19 protein-coding genes and 1 pseudogene are annotated in these 21,270 nt (G+C 70.3%); 12 read left to right on the top strand and 8 right to left on the bottom strand.

The features are described from left to right. Position 1 precedes the first annotated feature (1 nt). The 3 genes from O7597_RS20930 to O7597_RS20920 are packed head-to-tail and all read right to left on the bottom strand — an operon-like array spanning position 2 to position 3,079. A complete protein-coding gene (locus O7597_RS20930; RefSeq protein WP_164445419.1) occupies positions 2-829 on the bottom strand; it encodes a carbohydrate ABC transporter permease in 828 nt (275 codons plus the stop codon). Next, complete coding sequence (locus O7597_RS20925; protein WP_281580475.1) at positions 829-1,773, bottom strand: sugar ABC transporter permease; 945 nt, start codon at positions 1,771-1,773, stop codon at positions 829-831. Before O7597_RS20925 ends, O7597_RS20930 begins: the two co-directional genes overlap by 1 nt. A gap of 40 nt (positions 1,774-1,813) precedes the next feature. Further along, positions 1,814-3,079: an extracellular solute-binding protein gene (locus O7597_RS20920; RefSeq protein ID WP_269739060.1), complete on the bottom strand. Its 1,266-nt coding sequence runs from the start codon at positions 3,077-3,079 to the stop codon at positions 1,814-1,816. A gap of 143 nt (positions 3,080-3,222) precedes the next feature. On the opposite strand from O7597_RS20920, the gene O7597_RS20915 reads away from it, so the two are divergent. Beyond that, entirely contained in the window at positions 3,223-3,993 is a 771-nt protein-coding gene (locus O7597_RS20915; protein ID WP_269739061.1) for a FadR/GntR family transcriptional regulator, read from the top strand. 85 nt (positions 3,994-4,078) lie between these two features. Here the strand turns inward: O7597_RS20915 and O7597_RS20910 are convergent, their stop codons facing one another. The 3 genes from O7597_RS20910 to O7597_RS20900 all read right to left on the bottom strand — a co-directional run bounded on the left by O7597_RS20910 (position 4,079) and on the right by O7597_RS20900 (position 8,002). Then, a complete protein-coding gene (locus O7597_RS20910; RefSeq protein WP_281580474.1) occupies positions 4,079-5,482 on the bottom strand; it encodes an RICIN domain-containing protein in 1,404 nt (467 codons plus the stop codon). 362 nt (positions 5,483-5,844) lie between these two features. Continuing rightward, entirely contained in the window at positions 5,845-6,948 is a 1,104-nt protein-coding gene (locus O7597_RS20905; RefSeq protein WP_281580473.1) for a glycosyl hydrolase 53 family protein, read from the bottom strand. 190 nt (positions 6,949-7,138) lie between these two features. Next, positions 7,139-8,002, bottom strand: coding sequence for an alpha/beta hydrolase (locus tag O7597_RS20900; RefSeq protein ID WP_281580472.1), 864 nt, complete (start codon positions 8,000-8,002; stop codon positions 7,139-7,141). 142 nt (positions 8,003-8,144) lie between these two features. Between O7597_RS20900 and O7597_RS20895 the strand changes: the two genes are divergently transcribed. From O7597_RS20895 to O7597_RS20870, 6 genes and pseudogenes are all read left to right on the top strand, one after another. Then, complete coding sequence (locus tag O7597_RS20895; RefSeq protein ID WP_269739065.1) at positions 8,145-9,371, top strand: serine protease; 1,227 nt, start codon at positions 8,145-8,147, stop codon at positions 9,369-9,371. 91 nt (positions 9,372-9,462) lie between these two features. Next, the gene (locus tag O7597_RS20890; RefSeq protein WP_269739066.1) at positions 9,463-9,897 is read left to right on the top strand and encodes an SRPBCC family protein; all 435 of its coding nucleotides are present in this window, start codon (positions 9,463-9,465) and stop codon (positions 9,895-9,897) included. Further along, positions 9,894-10,802, top strand: a complete 909-nt coding sequence (locus O7597_RS20885; RefSeq protein ID WP_281580471.1) for an SMP-30/gluconolactonase/LRE family protein — start codon at positions 9,894-9,896, stop codon at positions 10,800-10,802. Before O7597_RS20890 ends, O7597_RS20885 begins: the two co-directional genes overlap by 4 nt. A gap of 550 nt (positions 10,803-11,352) precedes the next feature. Continuing rightward, a complete protein-coding gene (locus O7597_RS20880; protein ID WP_281580470.1) occupies positions 11,353-12,159 on the top strand; it encodes an AfsR/SARP family transcriptional regulator in 807 nt (268 codons plus the stop codon). Between the two features lie 202 nt (positions 12,160-12,361). Next, entirely contained in the window at positions 12,362-12,571 is a 210-nt protein-coding gene (locus O7597_RS20875) for a DUF3072 domain-containing protein (protein WP_269739069.1), read from the top strand. A 114-nt stretch (positions 12,572-12,685) separates the two neighbouring features. Further along, a pseudogene (locus tag O7597_RS20870) lies at positions 12,686-12,886 on the top strand (hypothetical protein); the annotation flags it as partial. Here O7597_RS20870 and O7597_RS20865 read toward each other — a convergent pair. After that, the gene (locus tag O7597_RS20865) at positions 12,831-13,430 is read right to left on the bottom strand and encodes a TetR/AcrR family transcriptional regulator (protein ID WP_269739070.1); all 600 of its coding nucleotides are present in this window, start codon (positions 13,428-13,430) and stop codon (positions 12,831-12,833) included. The pseudogene O7597_RS20870 and the gene O7597_RS20865 sit on opposite strands and share 56 nt — an antisense overlap. Positions 13,431-13,502: 72 nt before the next feature. Between O7597_RS20865 and O7597_RS20860 the strand changes: the two genes are divergently transcribed. Together O7597_RS20860 and O7597_RS20855 are read left to right on the top strand one after the other, a co-directional pair. Continuing rightward, the gene (locus tag O7597_RS20860) at positions 13,503-15,479 is read left to right on the top strand and encodes an acyl-CoA dehydrogenase (RefSeq protein ID WP_269739071.1); all 1,977 of its coding nucleotides are present in this window, start codon (positions 13,503-13,505) and stop codon (positions 15,477-15,479) included. Positions 15,480-15,512: 33 nt separating this feature from the next. Beyond that, entirely contained in the window at positions 15,513-16,193 is a 681-nt protein-coding gene (locus O7597_RS20855; RefSeq protein WP_269739072.1) for a GntR family transcriptional regulator, read from the top strand. A gap of 1 nt (position 16,194) precedes the next feature. Here O7597_RS20855 and O7597_RS20850 read toward each other — a convergent pair whose 3' ends face one another. Beyond that, positions 16,195-16,671, bottom strand: a complete 477-nt coding sequence (locus O7597_RS20850; protein ID WP_269739073.1) for a MarR family transcriptional regulator — start codon at positions 16,669-16,671, stop codon at positions 16,195-16,197. A 123-nt stretch (positions 16,672-16,794) separates the two neighbouring features. Between O7597_RS20850 and O7597_RS20845 the strand changes: the two genes are divergently transcribed. The 3 genes from O7597_RS20845 to O7597_RS20835 all read left to right on the top strand — a co-directional run bounded on the left by O7597_RS20845 (position 16,795) and on the right by O7597_RS20835 (position 21,194). Continuing rightward, a complete protein-coding gene (locus O7597_RS20845; protein WP_269739074.1) occupies positions 16,795-17,442 on the top strand; it encodes an NAD(P)H-dependent oxidoreductase in 648 nt (215 codons plus the stop codon). Positions 17,443-17,689: 247 nt separating this feature from the next. Beyond that, the gene (locus O7597_RS20840) at positions 17,690-18,685 is read left to right on the top strand and encodes a glycosyltransferase family 2 protein (RefSeq protein ID WP_269739075.1); all 996 of its coding nucleotides are present in this window, start codon (positions 17,690-17,692) and stop codon (positions 18,683-18,685) included. Further along, positions 18,678-21,194, top strand: a complete 2,517-nt coding sequence (locus O7597_RS20835) for a hypothetical protein (RefSeq protein ID WP_281580469.1) — start codon at positions 18,678-18,680, stop codon at positions 21,192-21,194. The genes O7597_RS20840 and O7597_RS20835 overlap by 8 nt, the downstream gene beginning before the upstream one ends. The last annotated feature ends 76 nt before the right edge of the window (positions 21,195-21,270 follow it).

Raw genomic sequence — 21,270 nt, 5'->3', positions numbered from 1 at the left:
GTCAGCCCTTCGTGGAGCCGGCGGCGACGCCGTCGGCGATCTGGCGCTGGAGGAAGAGGTAGACCACCAGGACCGGTATCGCGGCGATCAGTACCCCCGAGGCGAAGGTGGGAATGTCGTCGGAGTACTGGCCACGCAGCGAGGTCACGCCGACCATGAGCGTCCGGTGATCCGCCGACGGCATCATCACCAGCGACATCAGGACGTCGTTCCAGCAGAACAGCGCATTGAGGATGCCGACCGACAGCAGCGCCGGGGTGCCCAGCGGCAGCATGATCCGGCGGTACACGCCGTACACGCTGTTGCCGTCGATCCGGGCCGCGTCGATGACCTCCCGCGGGATGGTCTTGTAGTAACTGGTCATCAGGAAGACGGTGAAGGGCAGGAACTGGGCCACGAAGACCAGGACCAGTCCGGGGTACGTGTCGATGAGTGCGGTGTCGGCCATGATCCGGGCAAGCGGCACCATGATCACCTGGAACGGCACGAACAGGCCCGCGAGGCAGCCCAGGAACAGCGCCGAGGAGCCACGGAACCGAAGCTGGCTCAGGGCGAAGCCGGCCATGGACCCGAGCAGCAGCAGCAGGACGACCGACGACGTCACCACGATCAGGGAGTTGAGGAAGTACCGGTCCATGCCGACGCTGTTCCACGCCGCGCTGATGTTGTCCCAGCGCAGGGTGTCGGTCACGGAGAACCGGTCGAGGATGTAGTCGCGCCGGGTCTTCATCGCCACGTTGACGGTGAACAGCAGTGGGTAGATCGTCGCCAGCGCGAGCAGCGACATCGGGATGGCAAGCAGCCACCGGCTCAGTCGTACCCGGGACATCAGTCCTCACCTCCGGCCCGCCGGAGCAGCTTCACCTGGAGCAGCCCCACGACGAGCATGATCACGAAGAGCACCGTCGACGCGGCCGAGGCCAGGGCGGGCCGGTTCATCTGGCCCTGCTGGATCCAGATGTAGTACTCCGGGAGATAGGTGGATCCTTCCGGCCCACCGCTGGTCATCACGTAGAGCAGGCCGAACATCGAGGTCAGCATCCCGACCATGGTGGTCACGGCGACGAACGCGATGGTGCGGGACAGGCCCGGGATGATCACGTGCCGGATGACCTGGGGCAGCGAGGCACCGTCCACGCGGGCCGCGTCCAGCAGTGCGGCGTCGAGGGTCGCGAACCCGGCCAGGAAGACCACGAGCGCCATTCCGAAGGTGGCCCAGATGTGTACGCCGACCACCACGAACATCGCGACGTCGGGATTGCCGAGCCAGTCCACCGGGCTGATGCCGGCCGCCTCGAACACGGCGTTGACCGGACCGTCGAAGGCCAGCAGCAGATTGAAGATCGCGCCGACGATGACCGGTGAGAGCACCGCCGGGAAGAAGTAGACGCTGCGGTAGAAGCGATGTCCGGGCACCTTGAGGTAGATGAACGTCGCCAGCAGACCGGGGATCGCCACCGCCACCGGGAGCAGCAGCACCAGCAGCCCGACGTTGCTCAGTGCGGTACGGAACAGCGGGTCATCGATCAACTCGAGGTAGTTGTCGAGACCCACCGCCTGACCGTTGCGCTCGCCGTCTCCGGTGAAGGAGAAGTTGACCCCGAGCAGCAACGGGTACAGCCGCAGCACCACGATGATCAGGATTGCGGGTGCTACCAGGACGTAGGGGGCGAAGTGCTCGGCCCGCGAACCGCCGCGGCCGGGCCGGGCCCGGGCACCACGGCGGCGGCCCGTGGCGCCGGCCGCCGCCCCGTCGGTCCGTCCGGCGGGCACCGGACGGACCGACGGTGCTGCGTTTCCGATCGGCACGAAATCAGCCCGCCTGGTCGGAAGCTGCCAGCTGCTTCACCGCCTCGTCGACGCTGATCGAGCCGCTGAGCAGTTGCTGGGAGACCCGTCCCATCAGGTCCAGGGTCTTCGAGGAGAGCGCCACGTGCAGGGCGGGCTTACCGCTGTCGAGCGCGGCGACGATCGCGGCGGCGGCCGGACCGGCCTGCGACACGTCGATGGTGGTGTCGGCGGCGATCGCGCCGGCCTCGGCGTAGAACGCCTGGAGCGCTCCGGTCGACGTCAGCGACCGCACCAGGTCGGCGGCGACCTTGGGATCCTTGGTCCACTTCGCCACCGCGTACCCGATGCCGCCGTCATAGGCCAGGCTCGGCGTGGTGCCGGGGGTGACCACCGGTGCCTTCATCACGCCGAGCTTCTCGGGCGTGAGGAACTCGTTGAAGTCCTTCCAGTGCCCCACGTCCGACATCAGCCCGATGACGTGCGCGGCCTTGGCGGACTGGAAGAGCGCGAACGAGTCGTTGAACATCGCGGTCGAGTTGGCCCCGTCGTTGTTCAGGCCGGCGTCACCGGCCTCCTTCCAGAGCTCGAAGATCCGCTTCACGTTCGGCGAGGTCCAGTCGCGCTTGCCGGCGATCCAGTCGTCGTACTCCTGGGCGGTGAGGATGCCGGAGCCCAGGGCCGACATCCAGAACTGGATCCCGGCACCTTCCTTGTTGCCCAGCGCGAAGCACTTGGCGTCGACCTTGTCGATGGCGGCGCAGTCGGCGAGGAATTCGTCCCAGGTCGTGGCGGGGCTCGCCGGATCGAGCCCGGCCTTCTCGTAGAGCGCCTTGTTGTAGTAGATGGGGTGCCCCTGCAGCGTCACCGGCGCGGCGTAGACCTTGCCGTCCTTGGTGAAGGCGTCCCAACCCGCGAGCCGCTGCTTGTCCTCGGCCACGTACTCGTCGAGCGGCACCAGCGCGTCGACCCGGTCCCGGATCTGGCCGCCGCCGTTGAACAGCATCACGTCCGGGCCCTTGCCGGACTGGATGGCCGCGCCGAGCAGCGTGTAGTACTGGTCGAACGGCTGCGCGACGAACTCGACCGTGACGTCGGGGTGCTTGGCGGCGAAGTCGGCCTTCGCCTTGTCGACATACGCTTTGGCCGACGGCTCGCCGGACTTCCAGTCCCACACCACCAGTTTGTCGGTCGAGCCGCCGGAGGAGGGGCCCGTGTCGCTGGCACTTCCACAACCTGCCGTCGCCAGTCCCACAACGAGGACGGCGGACCACAATGCTCGTTGTTTCATCGTTGTTCACCTCTGAAGGGAGTGGCTGACGGCCTGCCGCAGCCAACGTGATCAAGAACGTAACTCGTATGACGTCTGACGTCAACAGTCAGCCGTACACTGGCCCTGGACGTCGTGGTACGACGAGCCAATCGGAGGGGGACATGACGCCATCGCAGGAGACGGCCCTGGAGAAGCTGGCCGCCCCGACCTGGTCGCGCCGCCCCACCAACCTCGCCACGGCGGTCACCGCCGAGCTGGTGGAACGCATCGTTCGCGGGGTGCATCCGTCCGGCACCGCGCTGCCTCCCGAGCCGGTGCTCTGTGAGACCTTCTCCGTCAGTCGAACGGTCGTCCGGGAGGCGGTGAAGATCCTCCAGGAGAAGGGTCTGGTGCAGGTCCGTCAGGGTGCCGGCACCATGGTCACCCCGCCCTCGAACTGGGACATGCTCGACGAGCTCGTCCTCGCGGCCACCATCGCCGAGGACGACAGCCTCGCCATCCTCGACGACGTGGTGGTGACCCGGCGGCTGCTGGAGTCCGACATGGCACACGTCGCCGCCCGGGTCGCCGATGAGGAGACCGTGGACCGCCTGCGCGCCCTGGTCGACCGGATGGACGAGCTCGTCGGCGACACCGTGGCCTACCACGAACTCGACCGTGCCTTTCACGACACCGTCATGCAGGCGTCCGGGAACCGCATCGCTCGTGGCGTCGTGCAGGCGCTGGAGAGTCAGGTCGTGAACACGGCGCGGTACACCGGCCGCACCGAGCGGTCGCTCTGCGTCGCCTCCAACCGTGGACATCGACGTGTTTACGAGATGATCGCCGCCCACGACCCGGAAGGGGCCGCGGCGGCGATGTTCACCCACATCACCGAGGCCTGGGTGGTCCGCCGCAGCGGCTCGGGCAAGCCGGACCGCCTGCAACGCTGACCCGGGACACGCCGGGCCGACGGGCCCGACCTCCTGGCTCCCACTGCCGCCAGGAGGCCGAGTCCCGCCGTCGCCCTCGGCCCGGTCAGGAGAACTGGGCGAAGAAGCGCCAGATCTCACCCTTGGTCCAGGTGGTGATGCCACTCTCGGCGTACGTCCCGTCCACCGGCCCGGGCATGTGCCCGTTGTCGAAGGCCGCCCACTGCACCGGGTAGCCGGCCCGGCAGCCGGAGTAGGCCGTGGTGATGTGCGTACGGCTGCCCGCTGCCGGCTCCGGCGGGTTCTGGGCGTTGCACCCGTTGTTGCGGACGAAGGTGTCGCGCAGCCCTCGGCCCTGGCCGATGCTGAGGACGTTGTCCGAGATGCCGTGCAGACCGAAGTACGCGATCGGCTGGGTACCGCCACTGCAACCGCTGATCTGCGCACCGGCGATCACGGCGACCGCCCGGAAGACGGTCGCCCGGGCGCAGGCGAGGGCGTAGCTCATGCCACCGCCCCAGCTGAAGCCGAGGGCGAAGCGCTGCCTCGGGTTGACGCACAGGTCGCTCTCGATCCGACGGATCATGTCGTCGACGAAGGTGACGTCCTCGCCGCCGGCGTTGCCCCAGCCGTTACCGAGCCCCTGCGGCGCGACCAGGATCGCGCTGTTGTTCGACTGCTCCTGCTGGCCGTAGTAGGACCAGGCGCTCCCGCTGGTGCCGCCGGAGGAGATCTCCTGCATGGTGCCGCCGCGCCAGTGGAACGCGAACATCAACCGGTATCGGGTGTTGCTGTTGTAGTTCGCGGGGAGCCGCAGGATGAAGGTGCGACTCTGGCCGCCACTCTGGATGGTGTGCGTACCGTTGCCCAGCGTCGGCGTCCGGCCGCATCCCGCGCCCGGATCACCGGTGGGTGGTGGCGACGTGGGGCCGCCCCCGCCGTCGACCCGGGCCAGTTGCCACTGCTGGTTGGCGCCGTTCCAGTCGGCGTACTGCACGATGTTCGCGCCGTCCGCGGTGGAGGCACCTTGCACCTCGACGACCTTGTTGCTGTGCCGGCTGATCAACCGGACATGACCACCGTCCGAGTCGGCCAACCGGAACTGCTGGTTGGTGCCGTTGTGATCCGACCACTGCACGATCGCCCCGCCGTCGGCGGTCGACCAGTTGTGCACGTCGAGGACCTTGCCCGAGTGCCGGGACTTCAACCGGTAGTAGCCGCCGCCGGAGTCCACGAACTGCCACTGCTGATTGGCGCCGTCGTTACGGGTCCACTGGCTGATCCGCGCACCGTCGTTGGTCGCCAGACCGTACACGTCCAACGCCTTACCACTGTTGCGGTTGACCAACACGTACCAGGCATTCGGGTCCACGGTCGCCGCCGCGGCGGGCGCCGCGTTCACCGCCACGAGCGCGCTCGCCGCCAGCACCGCGGCGGCCGCCGCGGCCAGCCCCGACCGCCAGCGGCGTCTGGGTGGAGAGGCGGGACGAGCCTCACCGATGGCCTTCATGGTCCACTCCTTCGATCGGGGTCATCCACGAGCAACCGTGGATGCCCTGGGGATGTGCCGGCGTCAGGTGGTGGCGTCAGCACGGTGGGGTGGTGCGAAAGATCCGGTCACCGGAGTCGCCGGCCGGCAGGACGACGTGCCCACGGTCGCAGCCGGCCGGCGCGGGACCACGGCGGAGAATCGGGCTCCCGGCAGCCACAACACCCGCCCGTGACAGCGAAGTTAGCGTTAACGTCGTCATACGTCAAACGACAGAGGTCTATTGATTGGCTCTGCTCCGAGCCCCGACTCCGGGACCACGCGAGGGCCCCGGCACGGCTTTCCGACCGGACCCGGTGGCGACTCCCGGGCCCGGACGACGGTCACGGCGTCCAGTACAGGTGCGGGTTCACCCGCCCGAACCAGTCGAAGACGGCCATGTTGTCCCAGCCGTTACCGGTTCCGTTGATGTCTGCCGGATCCCACCCGTTGCCGCGCACCGCGTGCCAGGTCGGCTCCCAGTAGAAGACACCGACCGCACCGGCGTTGCGCGCGGTGTTCTGCACCCAACTGAACTGCTGCGCCTGCCCGGACCAGGTGGCCGGGATGTTGTCGCAGCGCTCGGTACCCGAGATCACGTTCGGTTGGTGGTCGGCGTCGGCGGTGGTGAACGGGTACGCGGTCTCGGCGATCACCACCGGCTTGCCGTAGCGCGACCGCACGTCGGCGATCACGTTGTACAGGTTGGCCAGGGTGCCGTGCCACATGCAGTAGTAGGACAGGGCGGTGACGTCCCACGGGACACCCTGCGCCCGGATCCCGTCGTAGAACCAGCGAGCGTTGGCGTTGCTGTCCGCGTTCGCCGTGTGGATCCACACCTGGGTGCCGCCGTGGCACGCCTTGGTGGCCTGGTAGCCCCGCTTGAGCAGGCTCGCCAGCGGGGCGAAGTCGTTGTTGACCACCTGGCCGGCGGGCCAGAGCATCCCGACGTTGATCTCGTTGCCGATCTGCACCGCGTCCGGCGTGGTGCCCTGCGCCTTGAGTGCGCTGCACACGTCGTAGGTGTAGTTGTAGACGTCGGCCTGCAACTGGCTCAGCGAATGGTTGGCCCAGGCCGCCGGCGGATGCTGCTTGCCCGGATCCGCCCAGGTGTCCGAGTAGTGGAAGTCGATCAGCAGCTTGAAACCCTTGGCTTTGATCGTCCTGGCCTGCTGAAGCACCTTGGCCTTGTTGTTGTAGCCGCTGGCCGGGTTGTTCCAGACGCGCAGCCGCAGGTAGTTGACGCCCTTCGAGGCGAGGATGTCGTAGGGGTCGGCCGGCGCTCCGGAGGCGTTGTAGTAGCGGGCGCCGAGGTCGAGGCTGCGTTGCAGCGAGGAGACGTCCGCGCCGCGCATGGTGAGAGTGTTCGCCGCCTGCACAGGGGCGGTCAGGGCCAGCGGGGCCGCGAGGACGACCACCGCCGCGAGGACCCGGAGGGACGGTTTCATGGCGCTCCTTCACATCCGCAGGATGCGGGTGCCCGACGGGGTTCGGGCACGTCCGGCGGGTCTGCCGGACGGTCTCGGCACCAGGTGAGGTGGTGACAGGTGTCGATGCATCAAGCCTGACTGCAAGAGTGGCCCACGCCGGTGCCGCCGCACCAGCCCTGACCGGCGACGCGTGGTGGCGGCGCGGCGGTCAGGCGAGGAATTGGCACAGGGCGGCGGTCAGGCCCTCGGGGTTCTCCTCGGCGACGTGGTGCCCGGACTCGATCGGATGGCCGCGCAGATCGTCGGCCCAGGGACGCCAGACGGCGAGCGGGTCGCCGTAGAGATCCTCCAGGTCGTCCCGGGTCGACCAGAGCAGCAGGGTGGGGCACCGGACCGTACGACCATCCCGCCGGTCGGCCTCCTCGTGCGCCCGGTCGACCCCGAGGCCGGCGCGGTAGTCCTCCAGCATCGCCCGTACCGTCGCCGGGTCGTGGATAGCCTGCCGGAACTCCCGGTGGTTGTCGATTCCCATCCGGTCCGGTCGCGCCTTGTCGCCGTACCAGGCGTCGGGGTCGGCGCCGATGGCCCGTTCCGGCTTGTCCGGCTGGGCGAAGAAGAACCAGTGGTACCAGCTCCGGGCGAACGTCGCGTCGCACCTGGCGAGGGCCTCGCTGATGGGTACGCCGTCGATGACCACCAGCCGGCTGACGGTGTCGGGATGGTCGAGCGCCAGGCGGAGCGCCACGTAACAACCGCGATCGTGCCCGACGGCGGCGAACGTCGAGTGGCCGAGTGTGTGCATGAGTCGGACCATGTCCGCCGCCACCACGCGCTTGGACTGCTGGGAGTGATCCGGCAGGATCCGCGCCTTGCCGGACTGGCCGTAGCCCCGCATGTCGGGACAGACCACGGCGAACCCGCGATCCACCAGCCTCGGGGCGACCCGGTGCCAGGTCGATCCGGTACGCGGATGTCCGTGGACGAGCAGGACGGCGGGACCGCGACCGGCGTGCCGGACGCGCAGTTCCACCTCGCCCACGTCGACCCGCTCGTCGGTGAAGCCCTCGAACATGTGCCTCCAGTACCCAGGTCGGCGTCACGTCAACAGAAGGGCCGAGAGGCGGTATTACTCATTGATTATCTTGCATGTATCGATCAGCTTCGGTATGAAAGCTTAGGAATCGTTCAGGTTCCGCTTCCTGGGAGGAGCGACGATGAAACCTGTCCTGCGCCGTCTACGCACGGTGACCGTCACACTCGCCACCTGCACCCTCGGACTGACCCTGCTGTCGGCCCCCGCCGCGGCACAATCCGCGCAGCCGATCACGCCAGTGTCCGAGCGGGCACCCGAATCGGACCAGTTCTCGGCCGAGGGTGTGACGACCGTCGGTGAACTGCGCACCGTCGGCGGTTCGTTGTCGTCCGCCCGCGACGGCCGGACCCAGATCATCAAGCACCCCGGCGCGACGTACATCAAGGTGCACTTCAGCTCGCTGCGGCTGGCTCCCGGCGAGTACGTCACCGTGTCGAGCCCGGACGGCCGGGAGAGCTACCGGTACGACCGTCACCTGAACCGGGCCACCGGCGCGGACTACACCACCGACGGCCGGCCGGGCTTCTGGGCGATGTCGGTGGAGGGCGACACGGCGGTGGTGACGCTGCACGGCAACCGCTCCTCCCGGGGCAGCGCCGCGACCGTCGACCGGTTCTGGCGCGGCTACGACCGCACGGAGATCGGCCAGTACAACTTCTCCACTCAGTCGGTGTGCAGCACCGACGCCCGCCGCGACGTGGTCTGCTACCAGAGCAGCCACCCCACCGAGTACGCCCGGGGCAACGCGGTGGCCCGGCTGCTGATCAGCGGCGGCGGGATGTGCACCACCTGGCGGGTCGGCAACACCAACCGCATGCTGACCAACAAGCACTGCTTCTCGACCCAGGCCGCGGTCAGCGGCAGCGAGATGCAGTTCAACTACCAGTGCGCCACCTGCGGCGGCGCGAACCCGGGCCCCGGCACGAAGGTGAGCGGCGCGACGCTCTACCGGGTGAGCAGTGGTGGCTCCAGCCAGCTCGACTACGCCCTGTTCTCGGTGAACAACTTCGCCGCCATCCAGGGCTTCGGCACGCTCTACCTGGCGACCTCCGCCACCACCACCGGGACGCAGATGTACATCCCGGGGCACGGTGACGGCAGCCCGAAGCGGCTGTCCATCTTCGAGAACACCCAGAACGGGGCGCGCTGCACCGTGCGCAACGCCAACTACAACACCTGGAACATCAGCTACAGCTGCGACACCTCCGGTGGCAACTCGGGCTCACCGGTGCTGAACAGCAGCCACCGGGTGATCGCCCTGCACCACCTCGGCGGCTGCCCGTCCAACCAGGGCGCCAAGGCACATCTCATCTACAACGAGATCGCGAGTCTGATCGACAACGGCTGACCACCGTGGTGGCGACCCGGACCGGACCCGTCCGCCGGGTCGCCACCACCCTCGTGGGGCGCACACCGCACACCGCCGTACCATCCGGTACATGACGATTGCCGTCGAACAGCACGTGGCCGCCGATCCCGCCACCGTCTGGCGGACCGTGAGCGACGTCGACCGTTGGGCCGAATTGCTGCCCACCATCGACGAGATCACCCGCATCGACGGCGCCGGTCCGGTGACGGTCGGCAGCCGCTTTCGGATCCGCCAGCCGGGGCTGGCCACCGCCAGGTACGAGATAACCGACTGGCGACCCGGGGCCGGCTTCACCTGGCAGGCCCGTACGCCGGGCGTCCGGACCACGGCGAGCCACGAGCTGCGTCCGGAGGGCTCCTCGACCCGCCTGCGGCTGAGCATCGACTGGGACGGCCCGGCAGCCCGCCTGGTCCAGCTGCTGTACGGCAGGCGCACCCGGCGGCTCCTCGAGCGGGAGGCGACGGTCTTCGCCCGGCTCGCCTCGGGCGGCGAGGGAGCACGATGAGCCCGGTCGAGCGCACCGCCACCCGGTGGGAGGTCCTGGACGAACGGTTCCGGGCGGTCAGCGGTGACCACGTGATGCAGCGGCTGTTCGACGGCGGGCGTTGGCTGGAAGGGCCGGCGTACTCCCCCGCGTGGCGCTGCCTGCTGTTCAGTGACATCCCCAACGACCGGGTGTTGCGGTGGGACGAGGTCACCGGCCGGTGCGACGTCTTCCAGACGCCCGCCGGTCACCCCAACGGCCGTACCATCGACCGCCTCGGCCGGGTCGTGACGTGCGAGCACGGCCACCGTCGGGTGACCCGTACCGAGCCCGACGGGTCGTTGACCGTCGTGGCGGACCGGTGGCGGGGCAAGCGGTTCAACAGCCCGAACGACGTCGTCGAGACCAGCGACGGCGCGTTGTGGTTCACCGATCCGAGCTACGGCATCGACAGTGACTACGAGGGGTACCGGGCGGATCCGGAACTGGACGGCTGCCACGTCTACCGCTGCTCGCCGGACGGCCGGGTCGAGCGGGTCGCCGACGACTTCCTGCGACCCAACGGTCTCGCGTTCTCGGCGGACGAACGGCGACTGTTCATCGTCGACACCCGGCGTCGACACCTCCGCCACTTCGACGTGGGCCCCGACTGGACGCTGCGCGACCGTGGCGTGCTCGCCGAGTGTGATGCCGGCTCGTTCGACGGGATCCGACTCGACCGGGAGGGCCGGCTGTGGGTCGCCGCCCACGACGGCCTGCACTGCTTCGACCAGGAGGGCACGCTGCTCGGCAAACTCCGGCTACCGGAGATCTGCTCGAACCTGACCTTCGGTGGCCGCAAGCGCAACGTGCTGTTCGTGACGGCCACCACCTCGGTCTACTCGCTCGCGCTGAACGTCACCGGCGCGGGCCCGACGAGCAGGTAGACGGGCGGAGCGCCGCTCCGGCTCTGCTGGTGGTCAGCACGTCCGGTATCAGGCCGGGTAACGCATGAAGTAGAAGAGGCTCTCCGGATTGTCGTCAATGGCCGACCGGACGAATTTAGATCGCCACAGGCGAAAGAAACGATTTCCGGAACCGCCGAAAAGTTGACGTGCGGTTGTCCGGTGAGGCCGCCGGAAGCGAGCAGCTTCCCGGGAAAACCGCAGTCCGCGCGCGAGGTTGTGACCAAGCGCCGCAAGGTGTGGGCGAAAAGTTCAGATTGGGCATGTCGGACGCTATCCATTGCTGCGAGGTCTTTCCTGGACCGATGCTGGAGGCAACCTCGACCACGTAAGGCAACCCTTGCGGTAGGGCTGGCCCGGTAGCTAACTTGGTCGCTGCACAGAGAATTTCCCCGTCAATTTTCTTAGTGGATTGCGATTGCCCCACGTCCCGAAGGACCGGTAGGTGGGGAATGCCGCAGCCGTCGACACCGAACAAGTGCCGGAGCCGGGTCGTGACACCCGGCCCGACTGGGTGGGGGAGAAAACTCCGATGCCGCACGATGACCTGTCAATACTCCTGCTCGGCCCGATCCAGGCCCGCCGGGTGGACACCGATCTGTATCTGGGCACCCCACGACAACGTGAGGTGCTGGCGGTGCTGGCGATGCGCAGCGGCATGGTGATGTCCGTGGCCCAGATCGTCGACGCCATCTGGGTGGGCCGCCGACCCGACTCGGTGGAGAACATGGTGCACACCTACATCGGCCGGCTGCGCCGGGTGCTGGAACCGCCCGACCGCCGCCCGGCACTCGCCCGGGTGCTGCGCTCCACCCGTCCTGGGTACACCCTGGACGTACCGCCGGAGGCGGTGGACGTCGTCCGCTTCGAGCGTGACGTCCGGGCGGCCCGCGCCGCCCTGTCCCGGGCCGAGCTGGCGCAGTCGCTCCACCTGTTCCAGCGTGGCCTGGCGCACTGGTCCGGGCAGGCCCTGCACGAGGCCACCGGCCCGCTGGCCGAGGCCGAACGGATCCGGTTGACCGAGCTGCGTCAGAACGTGCTGGAGGAGGTGACCGGCCTCCGTCTGCTCCTGGGCGACGTGGAGGACGTGGTGGCCGAGTTGCGCTGGATGCTCGTGGAGCATCCGGTGCGGGAGCGGCTCTGGGAACTGCTGCTCGTCGCGCTCGGGCAGACCTCCGGGCGGGCGGAGGCGCTCACCGCGTTCCAGGACGCCCGGGACACCCTCGCCGACCGGCTCGGCGTCGAGCCGGGTCACCGGCTGCAGGACCTGCACCGCCGACTGCTGCGCAGCGAGCCCGTGACGGTTCGTCCGTGGTGGGAGCGGCGGGTGCCGGTCTGACGGTGCGGGTCGGCGTCTCGGTGCGCCCTGCGCCAGCGGCAGCGCCCGGCCGCAAGGGCGCCCGCTCGGCGGACGGCGAAGTCCCGTCAACGGAGCCGGTAACCGATCTGGATTACCGAGGGTCTCCGGGACCGGGCCGGGAGGAATGGGTGACCACCGAGCCGGGTAATGGCACACCCGTTCGAGAGGAAGGGTGTACGAGATGACCGAGAAGCATGATCCGCAGGCCGCGGTGAAGGATCCGGACGAGTGGGTGACCGGCGACGAGCCGACGACGGCGGCGCAGGAGTCCTACCTGCGGACCCTGGCCCGCGAGGCGGGCGAGAGCGTGCCGGACGACCTCACCAAGGCCGAGGCGGCGAAGTTGATCGACCAGTTGCAGCAGCAGACCGGGCGGGGTGACCAGGGCTGATCCCGGAGGGCCACCTCCAGCTCATCCCCGGGTCAAGCCGAGGAAACCGGCGCGGTCATCGCCGCGGACGCGAGCGCCGACCCACTCGGGGCGATCCCGGTCAGCCAGGTCACGGGACTGGAGTACGACCGGGTGGTGCTGGTGGAACCCGCCGACATCGTCGCCGCCGAGCCTCGCGGCATGAGCCGGCTCTACGTGGCCCTGACCCCGGCCGTCGCCGAACTGGTCATCCTGCACACCAGGGCGCTGCCGGAGACACTCAGGTCGTTACCTCCGCGACGACCCGCCACACCTGGGCGGCGAGCCAGTCGTTGAGCTGGTCCGGCTCGACCTCGTCCCGGTGGTCGAACCACCAGATGATGCCGGCGTCGACCATGCCGACGACGCTGGCCACCACGTACGCGGGCAGATGCGCCTCGTGCCCCGCGGCGCGCAGGTTGGCGACGGCCGCCTCGGTGATCTCGGGAACGGCGTGCGCGGTGCCGAGGCGGGCCCGGAACCGGTAGAGGTTGGGGTGGGCCACCGCCCAGCTCAACACCCGGCCGATGACGCCGTGCACCACCTCCGGCGGGGTGCCCGGAGCCGACAGCGACGGGCGGATCCAGGCGCTCACCTGGCGGGCGGCGTACCGCGCCACGGCCTGATCGAGGTCGTCCTTGCTGGCGAAATGACGGTACACGTGCGGTCTGGGCAGCCCGGCCCGGTCGGCCACCGTGCCGAGCCCGGCGTCGGTGCCGTGTTCCTCGATGACGCGGACCGCGGCCTCCACGATCACCTGCCGCCGCCGGGCCCGCTCCTGCGGGATGCCACCGGCACGGCGGGCGGCGATGGTGTCCCGTTTCACCAACGCATTGCTCACCGGATCACTGTAGCGGCTCGGTACCCTTGGCTGGGTACGAGCTGTACCCAACCAGCGTCCTGCGAGGTAGCCATGCCCAGTCCCGTACCCGGCCCCGTCGACCTCACCCGCCTGCAGGACGTGCTCGACGGACCGTGGGCCGAGATCCGCAACGCGCACCGCAGGCACCTCGACGAGCGCTTCCTCCCGGTGTACGGCGAGACCGGCGACCAGGCGCGCGAGCGGGTCACCCGGCTGCTCGGCGAGCTTCCGGTGAAGCTGGGCATCGCCTCGGCCTTTCCCACCCAGTACGGCGGTGGATCCGACGTCGGCGGCTCGATCATCGCCACCGAGATGCTGGCCCAGGTGGACCTCTCGCTGATGGTCAAGGCCGGCGTGCAGTGGGGCCTGTTCGGCGGCGCGGTCGCGGCCCTGGGCACCCGTCGCCACCACGACGCCTACCTTCGGGACATCATCTCCGGCCGGATCCTGGGCTGCTTCGCGATGACCGAGACCGGGCACGGCTCCGATGTCCAGCAGCTGCGCACCACCTGCACGTACGACCCCGAAACGCAGACCTTCGACCTGCACACCCCGCACGAGGCGGCCCGCAAGGACTACATCGGCAACGCCGCCCGGGACGGGCGGATGGCGGTCGTCTTCGCGCAGTTGGTGACCAACGGGCAGCGGCATGGCGTACACGCGTGGTTGGTGCCGATCCGCGACGAGCGGGGCAACCCGCTACCCGGCGTGACCATCGGCGACGCCGGGCCCAAGGCCGGCCTGCTCGGCGTGGACAACGGGCGACTGAGCTTCGACCACGTCACGGTGCCCCGGGACATGCTGCTGGACCGTTACGGCCAGGTCGCCGAGGACGGCACGTACTCCAGCCCGATCGAGAACGACTCGCGGCGCTTCTTCACCATGCTCGGCACCCTGGTCCGGGGCCGGGTCAGTGTGGGTGGCGCCGCGTCGGCGGCCACCAAGTCGGCGTTGACCATCGCGGTCCGGTACGGCGACATCCGCCGCCAGTTCAGCACCCCCGACGCCGAGCGGGAGGTGCTGCTCAACGACTACCTGGCCCACCAGCGCAAGTTGCTGCCCGCCCTGGCCACCACCTACGCACTGCACTTCGCCCAGGCCGAACTGGTCGCGGCGGTGCACGAGGTGCAGGGCGGAGACGGCCCGGTCGACGAGCGGCGGCAGCGGGAGTTGGAGTCCCGCGCCGCCGGGCTCAAGGCCGCGCAGACCTGGCACGCCGCGCGCACCATCCAGCTGTGTCGCGAGGCGTGCGGCGGCGCCGGCTACCTGGCCGAGAACCGGTTGCCGGGCCTGCGCGCCGACACCGACGTCTTCACCACGTTCGAAGGCGACAACACGGTCCTGCTGCAACTGGTCGCGAAGGGGCTGCTGACCGGGTACCGGGACGAGTTCGGCTCGCTGGACGGCTGGGGACGTGCCTCCTTCGTCGCCGAGCAGGTTCGGGAGATGGTGCTCGAACGCTCCGCCGCCCGGTCGCTGATCCAGCAACTGATCAGCGCCGTACCCGGCCGCGACGAGGAGGTCGCCGTCACCGACCGGGGCTGGCATCTCAAGATCTTCGACGACCGCGAGAAGCACCTGCTCGAAGGGGCGATCCGCCGTCTGCGCAACGGCGCGGCCAGCAAGCGGGACCGCCCGTTCGACATCTTCAACGACGTCCAGGACCACGTCCTCACCGCCGCCGCAGCGCACATCGACCGGATCACCCTGGAGGCGTTCGTCGCCGGCATCGAGGACACCGCGGACCCGGCGGTCCGGGCGCTACTCTCCCGCGTCTGCGACCTGTACGCCCTCAGCGTCATCGAGTCCCACAAGGGATGGCTGCTGGAGCACGGCCGACTCACCCCGGTCCGCTCGAAGGCGATCACCGCCGTGGTGAACGGCCTGCTCAAGGAGTTGCGTCCGCACATGCGAACGCTTGTGGACGGCTTCGCCATCCCGGAGACCTGGCTGCACGCCGCCGTCCTGCGCGAGGAACCCGGCCGCCAGGACACCATGACCGCCCACGACAGCACACGAGGCGGTTGACAGCCGGCGCGGTGGAAATGTGCAATATGTTGCATGCCGATTCCTGCCCGCGCCGGCGTCGTCGCCCGGTCACTGCTGCGCGACGACGCCTTCCGGGCGATCCGCGACGCGATCGTGAACGGGACGCTGGCCCCTGGTGAGCGGCTCAACGACGGCGATCTCGCCCAGTGGCTCGGGGTCAGCCGCACGCCGGTGCGCGAGGCGCTGACCCGGCTCGAGGAGGCGGGCCTGGTCCGGACGAGGCCGGGCCGTTACACCATGGTCAGCCCGCTGGACCTGCGGGCACTGCGTGGCGCCCAGTCGGTGACCACGGCGATGCACGAGCTGGCGGTGCGCGAGGCACTGCCGAACCTGTCCACCGCCGAACTGGACGCCATGCGGGCGACGAACGCCCGGTTCGCGCAGGCGCTGCGGGACGACGACGTGGACGCGGCCGTCGCGGCGGACGACGAATTCCACGGCGTCCTGGTGGGCGCCTCGGCGAACGCGGCGCTGCGGTCGGTGCTCGACCAGTTCACGCCCGCGCTGCGGCGGCTGGAACGACTCCGCTTCGCCTCGCTGAGCGGCCGTGGCTCCGTCGCGCAACACGAGCGGATCATCGCGCGGTGCGCGGCCGGTGACGTCGAGGGTGCGGTCGCCGCCACCCGCGCCAACTGGCAGACGCTGGCCCCCCTGCTGGACACGGCGATCGAGGCGGACGGGCCCGACAGCTGAGCTACCGCGGCAACTGCGCCGCCTCGTCGATCTGGTGCGTCACCCGACAGGCGACCTCCCGCAGCGCGGTGACCTGTTCCTCGGTGAGCCCGTCGATGACGAACCGGCGTACCGCCGCGACATGCCCCGGCGCCGCGGCGACCACGAGATCCCACCCGGCCCCGGTCAGCACCGCCCGGTTGTAGCGGGGGTTCTCCGGGTCGGGCTCACGACGCAGCAGACCTCGCTGCTCAAGACGCTTGACGACGTTCGACAGCCGGGACAGCGAGCTGTTGATCTGGCTGGCCAGGGCGCTGAGCCGCAGGGTGCGCCCGGGTGCCATGGACAGGCCGCTGAGCACGAAGTAGTCGAACAGCGTGAGGTTGTGGTCGCGTAGCAGTTGCGCGTCGAGCGCGCCGGGCAGCTTGAACATGAGGCTGGCCAGGGCGAGCCAGGCCTCGCGCTCGCACTCGTTCAACCACCGGGGTTCCTCCGGCATGCTGCCCAGCCTAGCCGCCGACCGCGCGGCGGGAGGTGAGCCATCTCGCATTCACTTCAACCTTGAACCTCACTGCCCCTATCGTCGACTTCAAGCTTGAACCCAACCTATCTTGGAGTTGTCGTGACCCTGTTCCGACTGGACGCCAGCATCCGTACCCACGGGTCCGCGAGTCGCGAGATCGCGGACATCGTCGAAGCGGAGTGGCTCGCCGCTCACCCCGGTGACCCGATCGAACGTCGCCACATCGGCGTCGACGCGCTGCCCGCCACCGCCTGGGCGGCAGCGGTCGCCGCCGGGACGACCGCGCCCGAGGAGCACACCGCCGAGCAGCGCGCGGCCGTCGCCCTCGCCGCGACCCTGGTGGACGAGCTGCTCGCCGCCGACGCCATCCTGTTCGCCGTGCCGCTGTACAACTACGGCGTCTCACAGCACTTCAAGACCTACGTCGACCTGGTCAGCACCGACCAGCGCGCATTCGGCAAGCCGTTCCTCGCCGGCAAGCGGGTCGTGCTGGTCACGGTCCGGGGCGGAGCGTACGGGGGTGGCACCCCCCGGGAGGGCTGGGACCACGCCACGCCGTACCTGCGCCGGATCATCGCCGACTGCTGGGGAGCCGACCTCACCGTCGTCGAACGCGAGTTCACCCTCGTCGGCGTCAACCCCGCCCTCGACTCGTTCGCCGACCAGGCCGCGAAGATGCACGCCGAGGCCCTGCAGGCCGCCCGGGAGGCCGGTCGCGCCCTCGGCGCCGTTCCGGCCCCCGCCTGAGCCGGCCGGCGAGAACCTGCCGGGCGTCCGTGCCGCACACCGACGGTGTGCGGCACGGAACGACCGCCCGGCCCGGCCCGACATGACGGCCCGACCATCCACGCGGCAGGCGGGATTCGCCGGCCGTTAACGCCAGCGCCGGGCGGGAGTCAACTTCCCGGGGAAGGGTGACCGCTTGCTCGCTTTGTGCGGGCGCTCCTGAAGTGGACTCTGCGTGGGACGGGGCCGGCAGACAATGCGATCCGACGTGACCGGAGAGACGACCCTGTCCGTGGTCGTGCCGATGTACAACGAGGAGGCCGTGATCGACGGCCTCGTCGCCCGGCTCCGGCCGGTGCTCGACGACCTGCACGTCGACTACGAGGTGGTGGCCGTCGACGACGGCAGCCGAGACGCGACGGTGGCGCTGCTCACCGCGCAGGCACGGGACTGGCCGCAGCTGCGCGTCGTCCGGTTGCGACGCAACAGCGGCCATCAGGCGGCGCTGACCGCCGGCCTGCACCGGGCCCGCGGGCGGTGGGTGGTCAGCCTCGACGCCGATCTCCAGGATCCACCGGAGACGATCGCCGAGATGTTGCGGTTGGCGCGGGCGGGCGCCGCCGTGGTGTACGGGGTACGCGCCGACCGGAGCACCGACACCTTCTTCAAGCGGCACACCGCGCGGATCTACTACCGGCTGATGCGGCGGATCGTCGGCGCGGAGGTGCCGGCCCAGGCGGGCGACTTCCGGATGGTCAGCCGGGAGGTGGTGCAGACGCTGCGTCGGCTGCCGGAACGCAACCCGGTCTACCGGCTGCTGATCCCGGCCCTCGGCTTCCCCAGCGCCGAGGTCCGCTACGTACGCGAGGCCCGGCACGCCGGCCAGACGAAGTACCCACTGCCCCGGATGATCGCGCTGGCCTGGGACAGCGTCGCGAACTTCTCCGCCGCGCCGTTGCGGCTGGCCACCTGGCTGGGCACGGGTAGCTTCCTGGCCTGCCTGCTACTGATGGCCTTCGGCGTCGTCGGGCACCTGCGCGGGGTGACCATCCCCGGCTGGACGTCCCTGTTCGTCGCGGTGCTGCTGCTCGGCGGGGTCCAGTTGGTCTGCCTGGGCCTGCTCGGTGAGTACGTCGGCCGGATCTACGCCGCCGTGCAGAACCGGCCGACCTTCCACGTCGGGTCCGACACCGCCGACGACCGGCCCACCGGGGCCGAGCACCGGACGGCCGACGCACGTCCGGTCGCTGCCGTCCGTGGCTGAGTCACCGCTGCCCGCCGCCCACTCGCAACCGTCCGCCGTGTCCACGGCGGCACCGCCCGGTCGGGGACCGGCGGGGCCGGATCCGGCACCCGCGCAGGCCACGGCGGCACCGAGGGCCGACGCGGCCGCACCCGCCCGTGGCCCGGACGCGCTACGTCGGTCCGCCACGCTGCTGCCCTGGCTGGTCGTGCTCGCCGTGCTGCCGATCGTGTGGTGGGACGGCGGCATCCCGGTGGCCGAGGTCGGGGCGTTCGGGGCCTACTGGACGTTGGCGGTGGTGCTGCCGGGGACACTGGTGCACCGGGCGTTGCGCGGCAGCCGGGGCAACCTGCCCGAGGATCTCGGCTACGGCGCGGCCACCGGCCTGCTGCTCGAACTGGCCGCCTGGGCGCTCGCCGCCGGCACCGGAGGCCAGCACCTGCTGCGCTGGTGGCCGCTGCCGGTGGTCGTGGTCTTCCTGGCCGTGCCCCGGCTGCGCCGGCACTGGCGCACCGGATCCGGCCGGCGGCTACCACTGGCCTGGCACTGGGCGATCTGCGCGGTGCTGCTGCTCATCGCCGTGTGGGGATACGCCAACTGGCGGTCGTTGCCGCTGCCTCCGGCGGACTACGCCTACTACCAGGATCTGCTCTACCACCTCGGTCTGGTGCACGAACTCACCCGGGACATGCCCTTCCAGCTGCCACACCTGGCCGGGGAGCCGCTGCGCTACCACTACCTGTCCGACGCGCACATCGCCAGCGCCAGCATGATCACCGGCGTGCCGCCGGCCACGGTGTTGCTGCACCTGTGGGTGGTGCCGGTCGCCTGGGTCGCCGCGCTGGTCGCCGCCGCGCTGGTCCGCGAACTGGCCGGACCGTGGTGGGTCGGTCCGCTAGCCGCCGCCGTGGGGTATCTCGGCGCCTCACCCACGTTCGGCTCGCCGCTGGACATTCCGTGGACCCGCGCGCTGTCGTACGGCAGTCTCTCTCAGACGTACGCGCTGCCGCTGCTGATGCTGCTCGCCGCCGTCTGTGTCCAGGTGCTGCGCGGGCGGGCCCTAGGCCCGGCCTGGGTACTGGTTCCGGCGCTCGGCCTGGCCTGCGCGGGTGCCAAGTCCAGCGCCCTGCCGCCCCTGATCGCCGGCCTCGGGCTCGCCGCGCTGGCCGCCTGGATCCGCCGTCGTCGGGTGCCGTGGCGGGTGTTCGCGGTGCTGGCATCGCTGGTCGCCGCCATGGCCGTCGGCTACCGGCTGTTCGCCGGTGGCGGCGCGGGCACCCTGCGGGCCCAGCCTCTCGGGCTGATCCGGCTCCTGGTGCCCTATCAACAGACCTACGGTGCGGACGAAGGCGCCCAGTTCGGCGGGCTGCTGCCGCCGGGCCTGGCCGAGGCGGACGGGACGGCCGCGTGGCTGCTCGCGGCGGCTCTGGTCGGCTCGTGGCTGCTGCGGCAGACACCCCGACTGGCTGGCGGGCTGCTGCTGGCCACACCGGCCCGACGCGATCCGGTCGCCTGGTTGTTCACCGGTGCGGTCGCCGCCGGCCTCACGGTGGCCTGGCTGACCTACCACCCCTCCGCCAGCCAGATCTACTTCTGGCTACCCGTCATCCCGTTCGGTGCGCTGCTCGCCTGCTGGCTGCTCGCCCGGATCCGGGTGCGGTGGCCGGTGCTCGTGGCCACCGGTCTCCTCGGCCTGCTCGCCCAACTGCTCGCCCCGCCGCTCGGGTCGCCGCCCGCGCTGACCCGGGCGGAGCGGGCCGTCGAGTCGGTACGCGTCGCCAACGCCAACGACTGGATGACGACGCTCGGCTGGTCGGCTGCCCGGTACGCCGCCCTGATCGGCCTGGCCGCACTGCTCGCCGTCGCGGTGGAGGCGCTGCTCCTCACGTGGCCCCGGGCCGCCGTCACCGCCCGCCGCGCCGCCCTGGTTCGCCGGCTGGGCCGCCCGGCGCGGGCCACGCTGCTCGGCAGGTCGGCGCTGGCCGGGACGGTCACGGCACTGCTCGGCGCCAGCATCGCCACCGGAGTGGAGATTCCGGTGCGGCACCTGCTCGCCAACGCGGACCCGCTCGGCACCGTCAACCAGCAGCTCGTGGTGTCCGAGAACGAGATGCGGGCCGCACTCTGGCTGCGGGAACACACCGGCCCCGACGACCGGGTCGCCACCAACGTGCACTGCCGACCCGTACGCACCACGCCGAACTGCGACGCCCGCGCCTACTGGGTCACCGGCCTGGGCGGCCGGCGCGCGCTGGTCGAGAGTTGGGCGTACGCCGACGATGTCGTCGCCGCCCACGGCCGCGACGGACACGGCTACCCCCGACAACCCGCACCCGACCCGGCGCTGTTCGCCCTCAACGAACAGGTCTTCACCGATCCCACCCCCACCGACCTGGCCCGGCTCCGCGACACCCACCGGGTGCGCTGGTTGCTCGCCGACACCAACGCCGGACCGGTCTCCGCGGACCTGGCCCGGCTCGCCCCGGTCCGATACACCGCCGGCCCGGTCACCATCCACGAACTGCCCTGACGCCTTCCGGCCTCGGTGCACCGACCGGGTCGGGGGTGGCTGGCCCGCCTCGGCGAACCGACTACCCCCGACCCGA

Source organism: Verrucosispora sp. WMMC514 (assembly GCF_027497295.1).
Lineage (GTDB): Bacteria > Actinomycetota > Actinomycetes > Mycobacteriales > Micromonosporaceae > Micromonospora > Micromonospora palythoicola.
This window is presented reverse-complemented; position numbering and strand designations above follow the sequence as displayed.